This is a genomic window from Aeribacillus sp. FSL K6-2848 (assembly GCF_038004325.1).
Lineage (GTDB): Bacteria > Bacillota > Bacilli > Bacillales > Aeribacillaceae > Aeribacillus > Aeribacillus composti.
Genome location: NZ_JBBOQQ010000001.1, coordinates 737,653 through 756,436, shown reverse-complemented (window position 1 = coordinate 756,436; position 18,784 = coordinate 737,653). Strand labels below are relative to the sequence as shown.

General features: G+C 39.8%; 15 protein-coding genes. 3 read left to right on the top strand and 12 right to left on the bottom strand.

Annotated elements, in window-relative coordinates:
* Positions 1 to 6: 6 nt before the first annotated feature.
* Positions 7 to 2,154, bottom strand: a complete 2,148-nt coding sequence (locus tag NSS70_RS03740) for a hydantoinase/oxoprolinase family protein (RefSeq protein ID WP_063389238.1) — start codon at positions 2,152 to 2,154, stop codon at positions 7 to 9.
* 552 nt (positions 2,155 to 2,706) lie between these two features.
* Positions 2,707 to 3,588 (bottom strand): LysR family transcriptional regulator, encoded by an 882-nt coding sequence (locus tag NSS70_RS03735; RefSeq protein WP_340789674.1) that lies wholly within the window; start codon positions 3,586 to 3,588, stop codon positions 2,707 to 2,709.
* Between the two features lie 116 nt (positions 3,589 to 3,704).
* Here NSS70_RS03735 and NSS70_RS03730 point away from each other — a divergent pair, with 116 nt between their 5' ends.
* From NSS70_RS03730 to NSS70_RS03720, 3 genes are read left to right on the top strand one after another with little or no spacing between them, the layout of a single operon-like run.
* Positions 3,705 to 4,400 carry a CoA transferase subunit A gene (locus tag NSS70_RS03730; RefSeq protein ID WP_445290578.1) on the top strand — a complete coding sequence of 232 codons (696 nt, stop codon included), beginning with the start codon at positions 3,705 to 3,707 and terminating at the stop codon, positions 4,398 to 4,400.
* Between the two features lie 17 nt (positions 4,401 to 4,417).
* A complete protein-coding gene (locus NSS70_RS03725) occupies positions 4,418 to 5,071 on the top strand; it encodes a CoA transferase subunit B (protein ID WP_063389241.1) in 654 nt (217 codons plus the stop codon).
* Positions 5,072 to 6,253 (top strand): acetyl-CoA C-acetyltransferase, encoded by a 1,182-nt coding sequence (locus NSS70_RS03720; RefSeq protein ID WP_063389242.1) that lies wholly within the window; start codon positions 5,072 to 5,074, stop codon positions 6,251 to 6,253.
* A 290-nt stretch (positions 6,254 to 6,543) separates the two neighbouring features.
* Here the strand turns inward: NSS70_RS03720 and NSS70_RS03715 are convergent, their stop codons facing one another.
* From NSS70_RS03715 to NSS70_RS03670, 10 genes are all read right to left on the bottom strand, one after another.
* Positions 6,544 to 8,193 (bottom strand): ribulokinase, encoded by a 1,650-nt coding sequence (locus tag NSS70_RS03715; protein WP_130156712.1) that lies wholly within the window; start codon positions 8,191 to 8,193, stop codon positions 6,544 to 6,546.
* 25 nt (positions 8,194 to 8,218) lie between these two features.
* Positions 8,219 to 10,006 (bottom strand): L-fucose isomerase, encoded by a 1,788-nt coding sequence (locus tag NSS70_RS03710; RefSeq protein ID WP_094245159.1) that lies wholly within the window; start codon positions 10,004 to 10,006, stop codon positions 8,219 to 8,221.
* A gap of 23 nt (positions 10,007 to 10,029) precedes the next feature.
* Positions 10,030 to 11,502: a rhamnulokinase gene (locus tag NSS70_RS03705; protein ID WP_339194299.1), complete on the bottom strand. Its 1,473-nt coding sequence runs from the start codon at positions 11,500 to 11,502 to the stop codon at positions 10,030 to 10,032.
* A gap of 29 nt (positions 11,503 to 11,531) precedes the next feature.
* Positions 11,532 to 12,182, bottom strand: coding sequence for a class II aldolase/adducin family protein (locus NSS70_RS03700; protein WP_066246786.1), 651 nt, complete (start codon positions 12,180 to 12,182; stop codon positions 11,532 to 11,534).
* Positions 12,183 to 12,328: 146 nt separating this feature from the next.
* A complete protein-coding gene (locus NSS70_RS03695) occupies positions 12,329 to 13,285 on the bottom strand; it encodes an ABC transporter substrate-binding protein (protein ID WP_340882465.1) in 957 nt (318 codons plus the stop codon).
* Between the two features lie 104 nt (positions 13,286 to 13,389).
* Positions 13,390 to 14,388, bottom strand: a complete 999-nt coding sequence (locus NSS70_RS03690) for an ABC transporter permease (protein WP_063389247.1) — start codon at positions 14,386 to 14,388, stop codon at positions 13,390 to 13,392.
* Positions 14,389 to 14,455: 67 nt separating this feature from the next.
* Positions 14,456 to 15,961 (bottom strand): sugar ABC transporter ATP-binding protein, encoded by a 1,506-nt coding sequence (locus NSS70_RS03685; RefSeq protein WP_063389248.1) that lies wholly within the window; start codon positions 15,959 to 15,961, stop codon positions 14,456 to 14,458.
* A gap of 60 nt (positions 15,962 to 16,021) precedes the next feature.
* Positions 16,022 to 16,690 carry a transaldolase family protein gene (locus tag NSS70_RS03680; protein WP_066246789.1) on the bottom strand — a complete coding sequence of 223 codons (669 nt, stop codon included), beginning with the start codon at positions 16,688 to 16,690 and terminating at the stop codon, positions 16,022 to 16,024.
* Between the two features lie 35 nt (positions 16,691 to 16,725).
* Positions 16,726 to 18,255 carry a xylulokinase gene (gene xylB / locus NSS70_RS03675; RefSeq protein ID WP_340880949.1) on the bottom strand — a complete coding sequence of 510 codons (1,530 nt, stop codon included), beginning with the start codon at positions 18,253 to 18,255 and terminating at the stop codon, positions 16,726 to 16,728.
* A 66-nt stretch (positions 18,256 to 18,321) separates the two neighbouring features.
* The gene (locus NSS70_RS03670; protein ID WP_340880948.1) at positions 18,322 to 18,750 is read right to left on the bottom strand and encodes an RbsD/FucU family protein; all 429 of its coding nucleotides are present in this window, start codon (positions 18,748 to 18,750) and stop codon (positions 18,322 to 18,324) included.
* Positions 18,751 to 18,784 lie beyond the last annotated feature (34 nt).

The following is an 18,784-nucleotide window of genomic DNA, read 5'->3' as shown; positions in this document are numbered from 1 at the left end:
TTTTCCTTAAAGTTCTTTTAAGTGGAAAATGCGATGCTCATCAAGATATGTTTCAAAACCAGGCGGAATCACAAACGTTGTGGCTGGAGATTCTAAAATTGAAAATGCACCGATTTTGTTCCCTGGCTTCAATTTTTCCATTTCCCAAATGTTTGCCTTGATCCACTCGCCCTTCCAGTACACATCACGCTGGCCAAGAAACGCTTCTGACGGCGGAGTTTCTCCAGATAAAGGCTCCTCAGGAATTTTCGGCTTTGCCACTTCAACAATACCGCGTACGATTGCTCCTGTGATGCTGTAACCGAGTTCAGGCGATTTGGCCGCTTTTGCGTAAATTCTCGCATACGTTTCTTCGAATGCTTTGACAAGCTCTTCCCAGTCGTTAATATCCTTAAACTTTTGAATCGGCGATTCAATTTCAAGGTCGTTTAGCTGACCTTGGTACTGCATGCGGAAATAAAGACGGAAACTCACATCTTGTCGTTTAAAGTTATTTTTCTCAAATTCAGCTGCCACTTTTTCGATTAGTTCATCCCAAGCATCCTGCAATTCTTTACCTGCCTTCAGCTTACTGCTGTCTTCATCTCCGTTGTTTACATTGATATCAAGTGTTTTATCATAGCGGTATTCAAAGTCTGCCGCACCGCAGCCAAAAGCAGAAAATCCAGCTGCCCACGCCGGTACTAGAACATCTTCAAAGCCAAGACCTTTTGTGTAGCCGGCAGTATGAAGCGGACCACCGCCTCCATAAGAGAAGCATACATATTGAGATGGCGAATACCCTTTTCCAAGGATCATAGATTCAAGGTAATTGCGCAGTTGCGACTCAAGCAGATCGATAACACCGTATGCTGCGTCTTCAACAGATAATCCGAGCGGATCGGCGACCTGCTTCTTCAATGCTTCATAGGCTCTTTCCGGATATAGCTTAACCTCGCCGCCAAGGAAATTATCCGGGTTGATTAGTCCAAGAACAACGTGGCAGTCGGTTACTGTTACCGTTTCTATACCGCCTTCCGGATAACAAACGCCGACTCTCGAACCTGCGCTGTCCGGTCCAAGTGTTAATGATTTGAAGTTCGGATCCACTCGCACAAAGCTGCCGGCCCCAGCTCCAACAGTATCCATGGAAACAAGCGGTAATGATAGTACAAGCCTTGCCATATCTGGGCTTGTATTAATACTCAAATCCCCTTGAGTAATAAGCGCCATATCAAAACTTGTTCCGCCGATATCCGAACATGCAATATTGCGAATACCGAGTTGTTCACCAAGATATTTCGCGCCAACTACTCCCCCAATCGGACCTGAAACGAGCGTTCTTGCCAGTTCATTTGCTCGCGTACTTATCGTTCCACCGTGGCTGGCCATGACCCGAAGATCAAATTTTGCCCCGTGATTTCTTAACATGTTATCAATTTTCGACAATGTCTCCCGAGACGGGTCTGCTGCATATGCTTCAATAATGGTTGTATTTGTGCGGTGAGACTCTTTTCTAACAGGGTAATAATCAACCGATGCAAACACAGGCACTTCTTTTCCGACTTTCTTCATGACTTCCTTTGCAATATCCCTAATTTTTCGTTCATGCTGCGGATATTTGTAAGAATGAAGCAAACTGATCACAATTGCTTCGACATCCTGTTCCAGAAGGTCCAATACTGCTGGTTCCACTTCATGTTCATAAAGCGGAATGACAACGTTTCCAAATAAATCGACTCTTTCTGTTACGCCTCTTGTCAATTCTCTCGGTACAAGTGGAGGATCGTAACGATGAGTATTCAAGTGTAAACGGTCTGAATAAGAATATCCTAGGTAAGCCTGGATCGCCCGGCCCATTCGATGGAAATCCTCCATCCCTTTATTAACGATCAGACCGACGCGGCGTCCTTTCCTTGACACGAGACGATTCAGCATCGCTGTTCCGGAGTAGACACCCGCAAGCAATTTAGGAAATTCTTCTTCTACTGTTGTGTTCCAGTAAGTTAGTGCATCCCTTGCAGAGTTGAGAAGACCAATTGATTCATCTTCAGGTGTGGATTGTGCTTTTCCGACGACAAATTCACCATTGTCGTCAATAATGAAGGTATCTGTCATCGTTCCCCCTGCATCGATAGCAAGTATTTGTGCATTCCGAGTTGTTACTGCTTCCATCCATTTCTCTCCTTTCTTTTTTCAAAAATTGATTTTGTTTTCGCTTTTTACTTTGCAACATTCGTGCCAATATTAAAAATTATCAAAAAATTAAGGAGAGAAAAGGCTTTCGTAAATTAGAGAATGGTGAAAGAGAATGATGAATTGTAGTGAATCGCTACACTGTTTCGCTACAATTTTTTCGTACAACAATACAGCTAAAAAAGAATTTGTTGCAATTTGCCCATAGAATTTTGTTGCTTGCTCCATACTATTCGACAGACAGCTTAAGCTCGATCAAGAGATTTTTTGTAAAAAAATAGACCATCTTTTAGTCTAGTAAACATAAAAATAACGACAAGGAATTTTCCAAGGGACAACAAAGACGACTTGAATGACAAAGCCACTATTGTACCGTCCTAATTTTATGATGGAAAATTTGATGAACAATAACTGCAGTTTCATTTTGTTTCTAAGTAAAAAACAAGTTTGAATGTTCTCAAATTTTCACCGGAAACAGTTGATACTTTGATGAAAGTCCCCATTATCGAAACGATAAATACGTTTGAAAAATCATAATGGATTTTCTTTAAGCATTTCCAGCAATTTTTTTAAAGCAAATGAGTGATATCTACCTTTTCTCGTAATGATGCCGAGTCTCCAAAGAAGAGGCGGATCTTTAAGTGGAACAATCGTGATGTTGGGGCTGTTCTGTTTATGAAAAATCATTTTCGGCATTAAAGTAATACCTAGTTTTGATGAAACAAGCTCAAGAATTAAATCCCATTGCGAGCTTTCATATGAAACAATTGGAGTAAAGCCTGCATTTTTACATGTGTTGATGATGTAATCGTGGAGTTTGAAGTTTTTTGAAAACAATATAAACGGTTCATCTTTTAATTCATGTATTGAAACTGTTTGTTTTTGTGCAATTGGGTGGTCGCGATGAATAAACAAGACAAATTCTTCTGTAATAAACGGATGAATATGAAAAACGGATTCGTCTACAGGCAGTACAACTATGCCAATGTCAATCTCTCCTTCTTCCACTAATTGTTCGATGACCTTTGCCCCAAGCTCTATAAGTTCAAGTTTCACATTCGGATAGTTTTGATGAAACATTCTAGCAATAGAAGGAAAAAACAAAGTTCCAATGAGCGGCGGAACCCCCATCTTAATCTCTCCAGTCGCAAGATTAGAAAGTTCATCTAATAACATTTTCATTTCTTCCAACGTTTCAATCAATTTTTTTCCTTGCTGATATACAATTTGACCTGCATCTGTCAAACGGAGATGACGAGTTGACCTTTCGATCAGTTCAACATGCAGCTCAGCTTCAAGCTTTTTAACGGCTTTGCTCAATGAAGGCTGTGATAAGTAGGAATATTCAGCAGCCTTTGTAAAGCTGTTATGATTGGCAACATCAATGAAAGATTGAATATCACGAAATTCCACCATACTCCCCCCTTATTTATTCACTATTGGAATAAATTGTATTCTTTTTATCTATTTTACTTATAGATAATGGGAATGTAAACTCTTACATAAGACAAAGAAAGGAGGAGATGTTCATGAACAAAATCATGAATTCATTTTCGGAAGCGGTTTCAGACATTCAAGACGGTGCATCCATTGTTGTAGGCGGATTTGGGTTGTGCGGAATTCCAGAAAAGACTATTCAAGCTTTACGTGACAAGAGGACAAAGAATTTGACTATTTACAGCAACAATTGTGGTGTCGATGATTGGGGACTTGGTCTTCTACTCAAAAATAAACAAATAAAAAAAATGGTCGCTTCCTACGTCGGGGAAAATAAAATTTTTGAACAGCAATTTTTAAGCGGCGATTTAGAAGTAGAACTTATACCACAAGGTACTCTTGCAGAACGAATGAGAGCAGGCGGAGCAGGAATTCCGGCTTTTTATACCGCAACAGGTGTCGGAACGCCGATCGCAAAAGGAAAAGAAGAAAGAGAGTTCAACGGAAAAACATATTTGCTAGAGGAAGCCATCGTTGCAGATTTTGCTTTTGTAAAAGCGTGGAAGGCTGATACTTATGGGAATCTTGTGTATCGGAAAACAGCGCGAAATTTTAATCCGCTTGCCGCAATGGCAGGTAAAATCACCATAGCGGAAGTGGAACAAATTGTTGAACCTGGTGAACTTGATCCGGACGAAATTCACACACCATGTATTTATGTTCAACGCTTACTGGTAGGAACGAATTATAAAAAACGCATTGAGCGGAGAACAGTGGTTACTAAATAAAAGAAGGAGTGATCAGGATGTCTAACAATCGATTAAAGATTGTTAAGCGTGCGGTAAAGGAAATTGAAAACGGAATGATTGTCAATCTTGGCATCGGAATGCCAACACTTATTGCCAATGAGATTCCGTCCAATTTCAACATCTTATTACATTCAGAAAATGGGCTGCTTGGCATTGGACCTTATCCGGTTGAAGGGGAGGAAGATCCCGATTTGATTAACGCTGGTAAAGAAACGATTACTACAGTGCTCGGCGCTTCATTTTTTGACAGTGCCGAATCATTTGCAATGGTTCGTGGAGGACATATTGATCTTGCTATTTTAGGAGGTATGGAAGTTTCAGAGAACGGCGATTTAGCCAATTGGATGATTCCAGGAAAAATGGTCAAAGGTATGGGCGGAGCAATGGATCTTGTAAACGGTGCGAAACGTGTCATCGTCATTATGGAACATTTGAACAAGAGCGGGGAATCGAAAGTGAAGAAAGAATGTACACTTCCACTTACTGGAAAAGGCGTCGTCCATCGATTGATTACCGATTTAGCCGTGTTTGACTTTACAGATCAAGGGATGGTGCTGATTGAAACAATGGATGGTGTTTCAGTTGATGAAGTGATAGCAAAAACAGAGGCAAAATTCACAGTTTCTCCTGAACTTTCGGAGGTGAATTAAATGGTAAAGACAGTTATTTTAGAAGGAGCGCGTACCCCGATTGGAAAATTTAACGGATCGCTTGCTCAATTAACAGCATCACAGCTTGGCGGTATTTCGATGAAAGAGGCTTTAATGCGAGCAGAAGTAAAGCCTGAAGATGTGAATGAAGTCATTTTCGGAAATGTTCTTCAGGCTGGACAGGGACAGATCCCGTCGCGCCAGGCAGCACGTGAAGCAGGTATTCCTTGGAGCATTAAAACAGAAACAGTGAATAAAGTTTGTGCATCCGGTCTTCGCAGTGTAACAATGGCTGATCAAATCATTCGGGCAGGCGACGAAGAAATCATTTTGGCAGGCGGCATGGAGTCAATGTCAAACGCTCCATATGCATTGAAGAACGCAAGATGGGGGTTAAGAATGGGTAATGCACAGATGGTTGATTTAATGATTCATGATGGCCTGTCATGCAGTTTTACTGGTGTTCATATGGGGACGTACGGAAACAAAATTGCGAAAGAGTATGAAATATCGCGTGAAGAACAGGACAATTGGGCTGTGAGAAGCCATAAAAGAGCAATTGCAGCAATCGAAGAAGGCAAGATGGCAGAAGAGATTGCAGCGGTTGAAATTCCACAGCGTAAAGGCAGCCCGCTTGTCATTTATAAAGATGAATCACCGCGAAAAGACACAACGAAAGAGATTCTGGCAACATTACCTCCTGTATTTGACAAAGATGGAACGATTACAGCCGGCAACGCACCTGGAATTAATGATGGAGCTGCAGCGCTTGTACTGATGAGCGATGAACGGGCAAAAAGAGAAGGTAAAAACGTTCTTGCAACCATCATTGGCCATGCAGAAGTTGCGGTTGAAGCAGAAAATTTTCCAATAACACCGGGCCTTGTCATTCTTGAGCTATTGAAAAAGACGGGGAAATCTGTCGATGATATCGACTTGTTCGAAATTAATGAAGCATTCGCAGTAGTTGCACTCGCTAGTATAAAAATTGCGGGAATCGATCCGGAAAAAGTGAATGTAAATGGCGGTGCTGTTGCCCTTGGTCACCCAATCGGCGCAAGCGGCGCGCGTATTCTTTTGACACTAGCGTACGAATTACGCCGTCGCGGAGGAGGGATTGGAATCGCAGCGATCTGTTCTGGAAGCGGTCAGGGAGATGCCGTGATGATTGAAGTAAAATAAAATGGATATAATTTGAAATCTATAAACAAAAAGAGTGAATTTGACCAAACTAATTATTATATTGATTTAATAGAAACATAATCGCCATTTTGCATCAAGCTTTGATTCTATTAAAACATTTAGCATCAGTAGTTTTGTGCGCCAGTGCAAAATAAAAAAAGAAGCCTCCATAAAATCAGGCCCCATTGAAAGCAAAAAATCATAAACATCGATATATCAACGTTTCAAAACATTAAAGGGGGCATCAATAAGCCGTAAAAGCGACTTATTAGACACCCCCGTATTTTGTATTAATTTTTTATTTTTTTCATCACATTGTTCGTTCCGCGGCCGAAATAGTTTACCAATTTTTTATACTCTTCATAATACAAATTATATTTTTCTACGTGATCCTGTTTCGGATAAAAAACTTTGTCTTTTAATTTGGCCATATTTGCTGCTGCTTCTTCGATCGTATCGTATCCACCTAGTTTTGATCCTGCAGCAACAGCTCCGAACATTGCAGCTCCGATGGCTGATGTGATTTTGTTAGATGCGATCTTGATTGGTCTTGCCGTTACATCTGCATATATTTGCATGAGCATTTCATTTTGATGAGGCAGTCCGCCGCATGCAACCAATTCATTAATTTCGATTCCTGCATTCTCAAAGCTTTCAATGATCAAGCGTGTCCCGAATGCTGTTGATTCAATTAATGCACGGTAAATTTCTTCAGGTTTTGTATTCAGCGTAAGACCGACTAATAAACCTGACAAATTGGCATCAACTAACGGAGTTCTATTTCCATTATGCCAATCCAATGCCAGCAATCCTTTTGATCCTGGAGGCAATGTGCTGGCTTTTTGTTCCAAATATTGATGAATAGATAGATTTTTGGCCTCCGCTTCTCTTTCGACATAACCCGGCACAAGCTCTTTGACAAACCATGCAAAAATGTCGCCAACAGCAGCCTGGCCTGCCTCATATCCGTAGTAGCCAGGGATTATTCCATCTTCGACGACTCCGCTGATTCCTTCGACAAACTCTTCTTTTGTGCTTAACAGCATATGACAGGTGGAGGTTCCCATAACCATAACCATGCTTCCAGGTGCGGTAACTCCTGCACCTGGAACAGCAGCATGAGCATCTATAATTCCAATGGCAACCGGTGTTTTTGGTTTTAGTCCAATTTTTGCTGCAAACTCTTCCGTCAGCTCGCCAGCCTTGCTGCCGATCGGAACCACTTCACCCGACAGTTTTGTTTCATAAATATTTTCCATCAATGGATGAAGTCTTTTTAAAAATTCTTTTCTTACATAGCCTTCCTGTTTATGCCACATTCCTTTATAGCCGGCAGAACAGCTATTTCGTTTCACTTCACCGACCATCAGCGACGTCAGCCAATCAGCTGCTTCAAGGAACAATGCCGCTTCATGATAGAGCTCCTCACGATCATGTATAATTTCTAATATTTTCGGCAGCATCCATTCTGACGAAATTTTTCCACCATAACGCTTTAACCATTCTTCATTCGACTCGCTTGCTAATTGATTAATTGTATCTGCTTCTGGCTGCGCTGCATGATGTTTCCATAATTTTACCCATGCATGCGGCTCGTCTTTCCATTTTTCCTGAAAACATAATGGTGTTAATTGTTCATCGACAGGCAGAATTGTACAGGATGTAAAATCAATTCCTATGCCGACGATATCATCTTTGCTCACCCCGGAATCCTCTAACACTCTCGGGATGGACGTTTCCAGCACATCTAAATAATCTTGCGGGTGCTGAAGAGCTGTACTGTTTTTCAGCTTCTTCTGCTTATGAGGAAGAGTTTCCGTTATGACTCCATGTTTATATTGTGTGGAATGAGTACCAGCAACCTCACCAGTTGCAACATCTACTAAGACAACTCTTCCAGATTCAGTCCCAAAATCTACTCCGATTGCGTATTTTTTCATAAGCATCCCGTTCCTTTGTTACTTGTTATTTATAGATCGGCCCAAAGTTTTTACATGCTCTGTAATCAGCGCCTTCAAGATCTTTTGTTCCAAACATGCTCCAAGCATCTGGTCTGAATATTTTTTCCTCAGGTACATTGTGCATATTTACCGGAATGCGAAGAATGGATGCCAGCGTGATTAAATCGGCTCCAATATGACCATAGCTGATGGAACAATGGTTGGCTCCCCAGTTATTCATAACCGAGTAAACATCTTTAAATGCACCTTCTCCGGTTAGATTCGGAACAAACCAAGTGGTAGGCCAAGTTGGATCGGTCCGTTTGTCAAGCACGTCATGAACTTCTTCCGGCAAATCAACCGTATATCCTTCTGCAATTTGCAGAACAGGACCCAGCCCTTTAACAATATTTAAGCGCGAAATCGTTACAGGCATGCCGCCTTTTGTTAAAAAGTCAGTTGAATATCCGCCGCCTCTGAAGTATTCAGTTGAAGCAGGTCTAAATTGTGTTGCTTCCAAGCATTTTTTAATATCTTCATCTGTCAATTCGTAGTATGGTTTAATAACTGGTTTGCCGTCTTTTGTTTGTTCTCCTGTTCCATCCAATGCAGCCGCTCCAGAATTAATTAAATGGATGATTCCGTTTGCCGCTCTCCCTTCAAGAGTATAGCCAGTTACCCGCTTGACAGCCTCCGGACTCCAATAAGTTCTCACGTCGGCAAAAATTTGCGCCGTATTAGTTAAAAGGTAGCCGAACAACATGGAAATGCCGTTCAAGTTATCATTTTCCGTTGCAAAAATATATGGGGCTCTTTTTCCGTTCCAGTCAAAAGATGAATTTAAAATCGTTTCCATAAAATCTCCATTTGGGAAATAGTCGGTCCATTGACGCTGTCCTTGGAAACCAGCAACAATGGCGTTTCTTCCTAGAGCTTCTTCTCCATATCCCATTTCTTCTAATTTTTTATTGCCAACCATTAAGTCGCGTGCGATAAGAGCCATTTTTACGCTGATTTCCCAATCTTTTTCCTTCTGCTCTTCTGTTCTTTTAAAGTCGTCGCGATTGTTGTCCGGACCAACTTTACAGTTTTCCTTCACCCATTTTAAGGCTCTTTCATATTCCTCTTTATCGTAAATTTCCAGTTCAATTCTGCGCACGAATTCGCTCATATCCACATATTCATTTCTCATTCCAAGATAGTTTTGGAAAAAGTCTTCTTGCACAACACTTCCTGCAATTCCCATTGATACAGATCCAATGGAGAGATAAGATTTACCCTTCATCATAGCAACAGCCAGTCCTGCTTTTGCAAAACGAATGAGCTTCTCTTTTACATCTTCAGGTATATTCGTATCTCCTGCATCTTGAACATCCTTACCGTAAATTCCAAAGGCAGGAAGTCCTTTTTGGTTATAACCTGCTAGAACAGCAGCTAAATAGACAGCGCCAGGTCTTTCTGTTCCATTGAATCCCCAAACTGCTTTCGGAATGTGAGGATCCATATCCATTGTTTCCGTTCCATAGCACCAGCATGGAGTAACAGTAATCGAAACGCCAACGCCTTCTCTTGCAAACTTTTCAGCTGCTTCTGCCGCTTCTTTTACTCCTCCAATACATGTATCTGCAATCACACATTCCACTGGCTGTCCATTATAATAAAAAACATTTTCCTCCAGTAATTTAGCTACAGCTTTTGCCATGTTCATTGTTGTTTCTTCTAATGATTCACGAACTCCTTTTCTTCTGCCGTCGATCGTCGGGCGTATTCCTATCTTTGGTAGATTTCCTACATATCGTGGATCTTTTGCCATCTTTCATTCCTCCTGTATGTTATTTATTTAATGATTGCTAGAAATGATTTATAATGTTTTTCCCAATGATCACAGTTTTCGGGTTCATATGTTTTAAAGCTAAAGGAGTTGGTAACAATTTTTCTTGCTTCTTCTAAGTCTGCAATTTCTCCAAGGGCAATTAATTGAGAAAGCATATTGCCGATTGCGCTGGCTTCCACCGGCCCTGCATAAACGGTACGCTTTGCGGCGCCAGCAATAAATCGACAAAACCATTTGTTTTGTATTCCCCCGCCTCCCATATGAATCGACCGGATGTTATGGTGGATTAAATTTTCCAGCCGTTCGATCACGAAACGGTATTGAAAAGCTAAGCTTTCCAATATACATCTCAAAAATTGCCCTTTCGTTTCCGGAATAGGCTGCGAAGTTTTTTGACAATAATCTTGAATGGCTTTCAGCATACTTGGCGGGTTAAAAAACGATGGATCATTTGGATTTATAAAAGAACGGAACGGTTCTGCTTCTTCTATCAGCCGGCTTTCTTCTTCATAGGAGATGCCTTCGCCATTATCGTTCCATTCTTTTTTACACTGTTGAATAAACCATAAGCCGGTATTGTTTTTTTGCAAACGGAACTTCCCGTCAAATGTTCCTTCATTTGTGAAGCCCCATTCATAAGCTTCATCTGAAACAACCGGCTTTTCCACCGTGACACCGATCAGCACCCATGTTCCGCAGCTCATAAAACAGCTTGTTTGATCATTTTGGATCGGCATGGCACCTAAAGCACAAGCTGTATCGTGTCCTGGAACCGCGATGACATTGGCCGGATCGATCCCTAATTCCTTATTAATAGATGCTTTCGTTTTGGCCAAAATGCGATTCGTTTCTGCCAGAGGTGCAAAATTCACCTTATCTGCAAACAGCTTATTTAAAATCGTCTCATCCCAATCTTTTTTTTCCCAATTTAATAGTTGAGAAGTCGACGAGATTGTAAATTCATTTTTGATTTCCCCTGTAAACAAATAGGCGAACAGACTCGGTGTCATTAATATATATTTTGCCTTTTCTATTAGCTCAGGCCTTGTTTTCAAAATCGCATACAGCTGATAAAGCGTATTGATGGCAGCTGGCTCTACGCCAGTCATTTGAAAAAGTTTTTTCTTATCTATCTTCTCATGGACTTCATCCATAAAGAGAACGGTATGTGTATCCCGATAAGAATACGGGTTTTCTAATAGATCTCCTTCCTCGGAAATGAGACCGAAATCTACTCCCCACGTATCAAAACCAATTCCATCGATCCTTTTTCCATAAACCTCGACAAATTTTTTTATTCCTTTTTTCATTTCAGTAAATAAGTAGTTTAAATCCCAATGCAAATGATCTCCGATCGTGATGGGGTTATTTTGAAAACGGTGAATTTCTGTTATGTTTAATTTTTTATTTTCATATTCTCCGAGTATTAATCGACCATTCGAAGCACCCAAATCAAAAGCTAGTACTCTTTTCATGTCATTCGCACTCCCGTAAAAAAGCCTGTTTATGACTTCTTCTTTAACAGACTGGCCCGATACTTTTCGGATGACAAATTTCGTAAATCTTCGCACTCTTGTTCCGTTAAAATTCTCGGAGTACCAACAGTTGAAGCGATGGTAAATACTTTTGCTGATTCTTCGGTTAATTGCATATAAAAAAATGCTTCTTTCATCGTTTTGCCGACTGTGAGCACTCCATGGTTCCTCATCACAATGACATCGCTGTCATGGATGACTTCTCCAACAGCATCTGCTAAAAGATTGGTTGTAGGAATAATATAATCTAAGTAGGAAACTTTCTTTACCATTGCAGGAAAATCGGGGAAAAGCATTGGGATATCTTTCCCTGCACTAGAGACTCCAACAGAGTAGCTAGGATGCGCATGCAACACTGCATTGATTTCTGGATTTCGCCGAAAGCATTCTAAATGCATGAGCAATTCGGAGGAAGGTTTTAAATCTCCAAAAACTTCTCCAGTGTCAATTTTTACTTTAACCCATTGATCATCTTCAATCTCCTTTAAATCAAAGCCGCTTGGTGAAATGTACATATATTCACCATCACGCATGCTAAGATTTCCACCGGCTCCAACAACTAAACCAGCATCTACAATTTTATGTGCATATTTTTTTAGTTCTCCGATTACTGCTGACATTAAATTCCACCTCTAGTATATGTTTATCATCTTGAAAACAATTTTTAAGTTTCGTTTCACCCTGTTTTTATGAGCTGGTTAATCTTTTTCCCCTTCAAGTATTTGTATAACTGGGGCTGCAAAATGCATCCCCAGCTTTCAGGTTATTATTCGTAAATGGCAGATTTAATTTCTTCATTATCAAGATTGGTTTTGTCATACCAATAGAATCCTGTGTCAATAACCTTTTCTACTTTCTCGCCATTGATTGCTTGAACAGCAGCTTTTTCTGTTTCATAGCCGATACCGACCGGATTTTGTGTAATGGCTCCTGCCATTGTACCGTCTTTAATCGCTTCAATTTGCTGTTTACCAGAGTCAAAGCCGATGACAACAATTTTGCCTTGTTTATTCATTTCTTTTACTGCATTAATTACACCGATCGCTGAACCTTCGTTGGCACCATAGATCCCTTTTAAGTCAGGATGCGCTTGGATGATTGCTTTCGCTAAGTCTGTAGATTTTAATTGGTCACCGCCGCCATATTGAATGTCGACAATTTCAATATCTGGATATTTTTCTTTTATTCTCTCAACAAATCCATCTCGGCGGTTAACACCAGTTATACTTGTTTGGTCATGAACAATTAGCGCAACTTTTCCTTTGCCTCCAATTTTTTCAGCCATTTTGTCTGCCGCTAACGCTGCAGCAGCTTTGTTATCTGTAGATGCAGTTGCCAAAGGAATATCGCTGTCAACCCCTGAGTCAAATGCAATAATCGGAATACCTTTTTCATCAGCTTCTTTTAATAAAGGAATTGATGCTTGGCTGTCTAGAGCAGCAAAACCAATTGCATCCGGCTTTTTATCAATAGCTGTTCTTAACATTTCAATTTGTTTGTCGACTTGAGATTCACTTTCTGGACCTTCAAACGTAATTTCTACGTCAAACTCTTTTGCTGCTTGTTCAGCACCTTTTTTAACAGCTTGCCAGAATTGATGCTGGAATCCTTTAGAGACAATAGCGATATAGGGTTTTCCACTGTCGCCTCCTGCGGATTCAGAGCTTCCTTCGCTCTCGTTTTTCGAGGAGCTTCCGCATGCTGACAAAATGAGCGACAACATTAAAATACCGCATAGAGTTAACAACCATTTCTTCACTGAATTTTCCCCCTTATAATTTTTTTATTTTTTAACTCTAGTTTGTAACTAGAGATAAAAAACGGAATTTAACTGCTTTTGCCTCGACGGATAATATCGATATAAACTGCAACCAAAATGACAAATCCAACAACAACTGTCTGCCATTCTTGAGGGATTGACATAATTCTCAAACCGTTTGTTAATACGCTCATAATAAGAGCCCCAATAACTGTTCCTAAAATAGTTCCTTTACCACCACTTAACGAAGTCCCCCCGATAACGACAGCTGCAATTGCTTCCAACTCATACCCGGCTCCCAAAGCAGGCTGTGCTGAATTAAGCCTTGAAGCCATTAAAACTCCTGCTATTCCTGTAAACACACCTGCAACCGTGTAAATGATGATTTTCCATTTATCCGTATTGATACCGGATAATCTTGTCGCTTCTTCATTGCTTCCAATAGAAGTTGTAAAGCGGCCAAAAATAGATTTCGTTAATAAAATTCCTGCAATAATTGCCATAATAATGAAAATTAGGACACCGTTAGGCAAATTAAATCCTGGTATAATTGAACCTAATGCAATTTCACTGAAGCTAGGTTTATCACTAAAATAAATTGGAGTTGCATCTGAAATAACAAGTGCTAATCCTTTCGCGATCATCATCATCGCCAATGTTGCAATAAATGGAGGAATTTTTAATTTTGAAACACTGAATCCGCTTATAAATCCCATTAATGCACCAGTCAAAATTCCGCCTAAAATGCCGACTATAATTGGCAAATCCCAAAAGACGATAAATACCCCTGTCATAACAGCACATAGCGTCATTCCTGTACCAATGGAAAGGTCAATTCCTCCAGTCATAATAACAAATGTAGTTCCTAACGCCATGATTCCGATAACTGTCGTTGATAATAATATCCCAGTAATATTAGTCCAATTTAAAAAGTTATCGGAGGAAATGGTAAAAAACAGAATAAGTACAATTAAACTAGCAAATGCCAATATTTGTTGCAGTGCATTGGATTTTAATAGATTTCCACTCTTTTTTGTCTCTGTGTTAGGTGCAGTTCCTGTACTCATATTGATCCTCCTCGTTTTGTATTCCAAATCCTTTTGACATAAAGGACACTTCAATCGAACTTACAATTTATGATCTAGTTCGTGTTGCATAATCCATAATCTTTTCTTGAGATGCTTCTTCGTTTGTCAACTCTCCGGTGATTCTTCCTTCACACATGACGATGATTCGATGGCTCATTCTTAATATTTCCGGTAATTCGGAAGAAATCATAATAATGGATTTTCCTTGCTGAGCCAGTTCATTTAGCAGCTGATATATTTCAGTTTTCGCCCCAACATCAATTCCGCGTGTAGGTTCATCAAAGATTAAAATGTCGCAGTTTTTAGCAAGCCATTTGGCAATGACAATTTTTTGCTGGTTTCCTCCCGATAAATTCTTCGCTAGCTGTTTGATGCTTGGCGTTTTAATTTTCAGCGACTTTACATACTCTTCTGATGTTACATATCCTTTTGAGTCATTGACAAAGGTCAGCCAATTCACATAATTGCTCAGTGAAGAAATTAAAATATTCGAATTCACGTCCATTTCAAGCATTAAGCCATATCGCTTTCTGTCCTCAGACAAATAGGCGATTCCGTGCTTTACTGCATCTTCAGGCTTATTGATTTTCACTTCTTTTCCATTGATAAAAATTTGCCCTTCATCGATTTTGTCAGCACCGAAAATGGCTCTTGCTACTTCTGTGCGTCCAGCTCCCATTAAACCGGCAAAGCCTAAAATTTCTCCTTTTTTCAAAGTAAAGCTGATATTTTCTAAAAAGTTTTTGGTCGATAAGTTTTTCACTTCCAGGACTGTTTCAGCCTCTTTTGAAACCGTCGTTGTAGGGCGAGATTCATCCTGGATGTGACGGCCTACCATTAACGAAATAACCTTTTTCATATCTGTATCTTTCGTATATAACGTGTCGATGTATTGACCGTCGCGCATGACTGTTATTCGGTCAGAAATGACTTTCAATTCTTCCATTCTGTGTGAAATATAAATGATGCCAACACCTTTGTTTTTTAAATTTTCAATTAAATCAAATAATGTTTTAATTTCAGATTCCGTCAAAGCGGCAGTTGGTTCGTCCATCACGATAATTTTCGCATTGTAAGATAACGCTTTCACAATCTCCACCATCTGCTGCTTTGCCACTGTTAAATCTGATACTGTTTCTTTAGGATTTAAATTAATATTGAGTTTCTCAAGCAACTCTGCTGTTTTTTCATTCAATTCCTTTTCCTTCAAAAAGAAATTAAATCCGGTGCGAGGCTCCCTGCCAATAAAAATGTTTTGGGCAACCGTTAAATCAGGCATTAAATTTAGTTCTTGGTGTATAATGCTAATGCCCATTTCCTGTGCTGCTTTCGCATTAGGAATTTCAACTTTGTTGCCTTCTAAGTAGATTTCACCTTCATCTTTTTGATAGACTCCAGACAAAATTTTCATTAAAGTCGATTTTCCAGCACCATTTTCGCCAACTAATGCTAGAACTTCCCCATAATTTAAATCCAGTCGAACTTTTGATAATGCCTTTACTCCAGGAAAACTTTTGCTTATCCCTTCCATTCTTAATAATTGAGCTGACATCCTATCACCTACTTTACGTAACTGTCATTATCCGTCCTGAATTTTTGTTCCACTTTTACATTAATAAGATTTTTCAGATTTTTTCGCGGATTGGTACTGCTTCCAATCATTTAAAAACCCTTTTAACCCGATATTTGTAAGATCTGACGCAAACATTTTCTTAAAAATATAAAATGGCATCGTTACAGCATCTGCGCCTGATTTTGCAAGATCAACGACAACCTGCGGATTTCGGATGCTTGCTCCAATAACTTTCGTTTCCGCATGCATTTGATGAATAATTTCTTTTGCCTCTTTAATAAATTGCAGCCCGTCAATCGCATGATCATCCATTCTTCCGATGTAAGGGCTTATAAAATCCACCCCTGCTTTGGCAGCTAATACAACTTGAGGCAGTGTATAAATAAGAGTCATATTCACCTTTATGCCTTCCTGTTTCAATTGATAAGCTGCGGATAATCCTTCTTCAGTCATCGGGAGTTTAATGACAATATCTTTTCCCCATGTGGACATTTCTCTCCCTTCAAGGATCATTTCTTCAGCTGTTTCTCCTGTTACCTGGCACCAGACTTCTCCATTAATTTTGGAGGAAATATCCACAATAATTTGCCGAAACTCTCTATTTTCTCTTGAAATAATGCTTGGATTTGTTGTAATCCCTGCTAAAAAGCCATATTTTGAAGCAAATTCTATTTCTTGTTCATTTGCGGTGTCTAAATAAATGTCCATGATTTTCCCCCTTTCTCGCACAATTGTTTGTACATTTATTCAACCCCGTTCCATTGATTAAAAATCGGCTCCACTTGTTTATAAACTTGTTCAAACGCTTTCAAAGCTGTTTGATAAGATTGATGGTTGCGTTGATCTGGTTCAAATGATTCAGCTTCAACACACCAAGCTTTCGCTGCTGTCAAATCTTTCAGAAGGCCTACTCCTACACCGCCTGCAACCGCAGCGCCCATTGAGGTCGTTTCATCCAAAATTTTCGGTATACGGATGGTAACACCGAAAAGATCAGCCAGCATTTGCCGCCATATTCTGCTTTTCGCTCCGCCTCCAAACAGCCATATGTCTTGAAATGGCCGATCATAATTTTCTTGCAGAGCATCGAAAATAAGTTTTAAATTCATTGAAATCCCTTCCAAAACAGCACGAATCAAATCAGAACGTTTATGATTGATCGTTAATCCTATGAAACTGCCTTTTGCGTTTGGATTCCACCAAGGAGACCGCTCCCCCATTAAATACGGAAGAAAAATCAATTGATTGGAGCCGATTGGTGAGCTTTCAGCCTCTTCATTCATCATTTCATAAATATGCTTCGCTGCATCCGTTTTCAAAACGTCTTGAAACAGTATGTCTCTTAACCATTGAAAGGAAGTCCCTGCTGCTTGCATCGTTCCGATGGGAATATATTTATTTTCATCCAAATGGATAAAATTGAATGTCCGCATTTCTTGATCAAAAACTGGACGAGATGATGAAAATGAGATCCAGGAAGAAGAGCCAATGTAATTAAAAATATCTCCCTCATCAATCGCACCTGCACCTAATGCAGCACAACACCCATCTGCACCGCCCATTACAACAGGTGTACCAGGCATCAGACCTGTTTCTTCCGCCGCCTTTGAATGAACTTCACCAACAACCGCTGTTGAAGGCAAAATCTCAGGCAATTTTTCATCATCAATTTGCCATAATTTTATTAATTCTTCCGACCATTCTTTCTTTTTAATATTTAATAGATTCGTGCCGCTTGCATCAGAATAGTCGGTGGCAAATTTACCCGTTAGTTTAGCAATTATATAATCTTTTGCTTGTAAATATTTAAATGTTTCTTTATGAACAGCTGGTTCATTTTCTTGAATCCAATTAATTTTTGCTGCAGAATAGGATGGGGATAATCTGTTTCCAGTAATTTCATAGTGTTCTTTCATTCCTATCTTTTCTGCAATTGTTTCTGTTTTTTGCGCCGAACGCATATCAGCCCAAATAATTGCATTTCTTACAGCTTCTCCTTTATGATTGACTGGGACAGCCCCCATCATCTGGCCGCTGAACGTAATGCATGCAATTTGTTTCGGATCAATTTTTGCTTCTGCAATAAGTTGTTTTGATGCATTTGCCACGGAATCCCACCAATCATTCGGATTTTGTTCAACCCAATGCTGCTTCAAAAAAATGGTGGAATATTGATAGGTAGTATGAGCTATGATTTCACCGTCCGGCGATATTAATGTGGATTTATTTCCGCTTGTCCCAAGATCATGAGCAAGAATAAATTTTTGCACCATATTGTCTCCACCATCCTATCGCTTCCATCTTGAACGGAAAATGTACTAGTTTCCCAATGAAATCTATTATGAAATGACACCTTTTTTTAAAATGATATTGGCATAAAGCGCACTCTCGCTCGTTGCGATAATTGCATAAGCATTTTTGGCTCTTTCATAAAAGCTGAATCTCTCCATAAATTCTATATCCCATGGTTCGGAACATTTTTTCTCCAGAAGTTTTTTATATTCGTCCCAAATGGACGGTTTGCTTTCATTTTGGTTTACTACTTGCATGAGAGCCACCGGTTTATCCACAAAAGTATCCAACGGAAACAAATCTAAGATAGAATCCAACAGCTCAGGAACACCATGTCCGTCAGCTCGAACCAATCTTTGAGCAAAATTTGCTGCCGGAAAATTCCCGTCTGCAATGACAATTTCGTCACCATGGCCCATTTCCATCAAAATTTTTAACAGCTCAGGAGAAAGATTCTTTGGAATACCTTTTAACAACGCTTACACAACCTTTGTTTATTTTTGTTTGTTT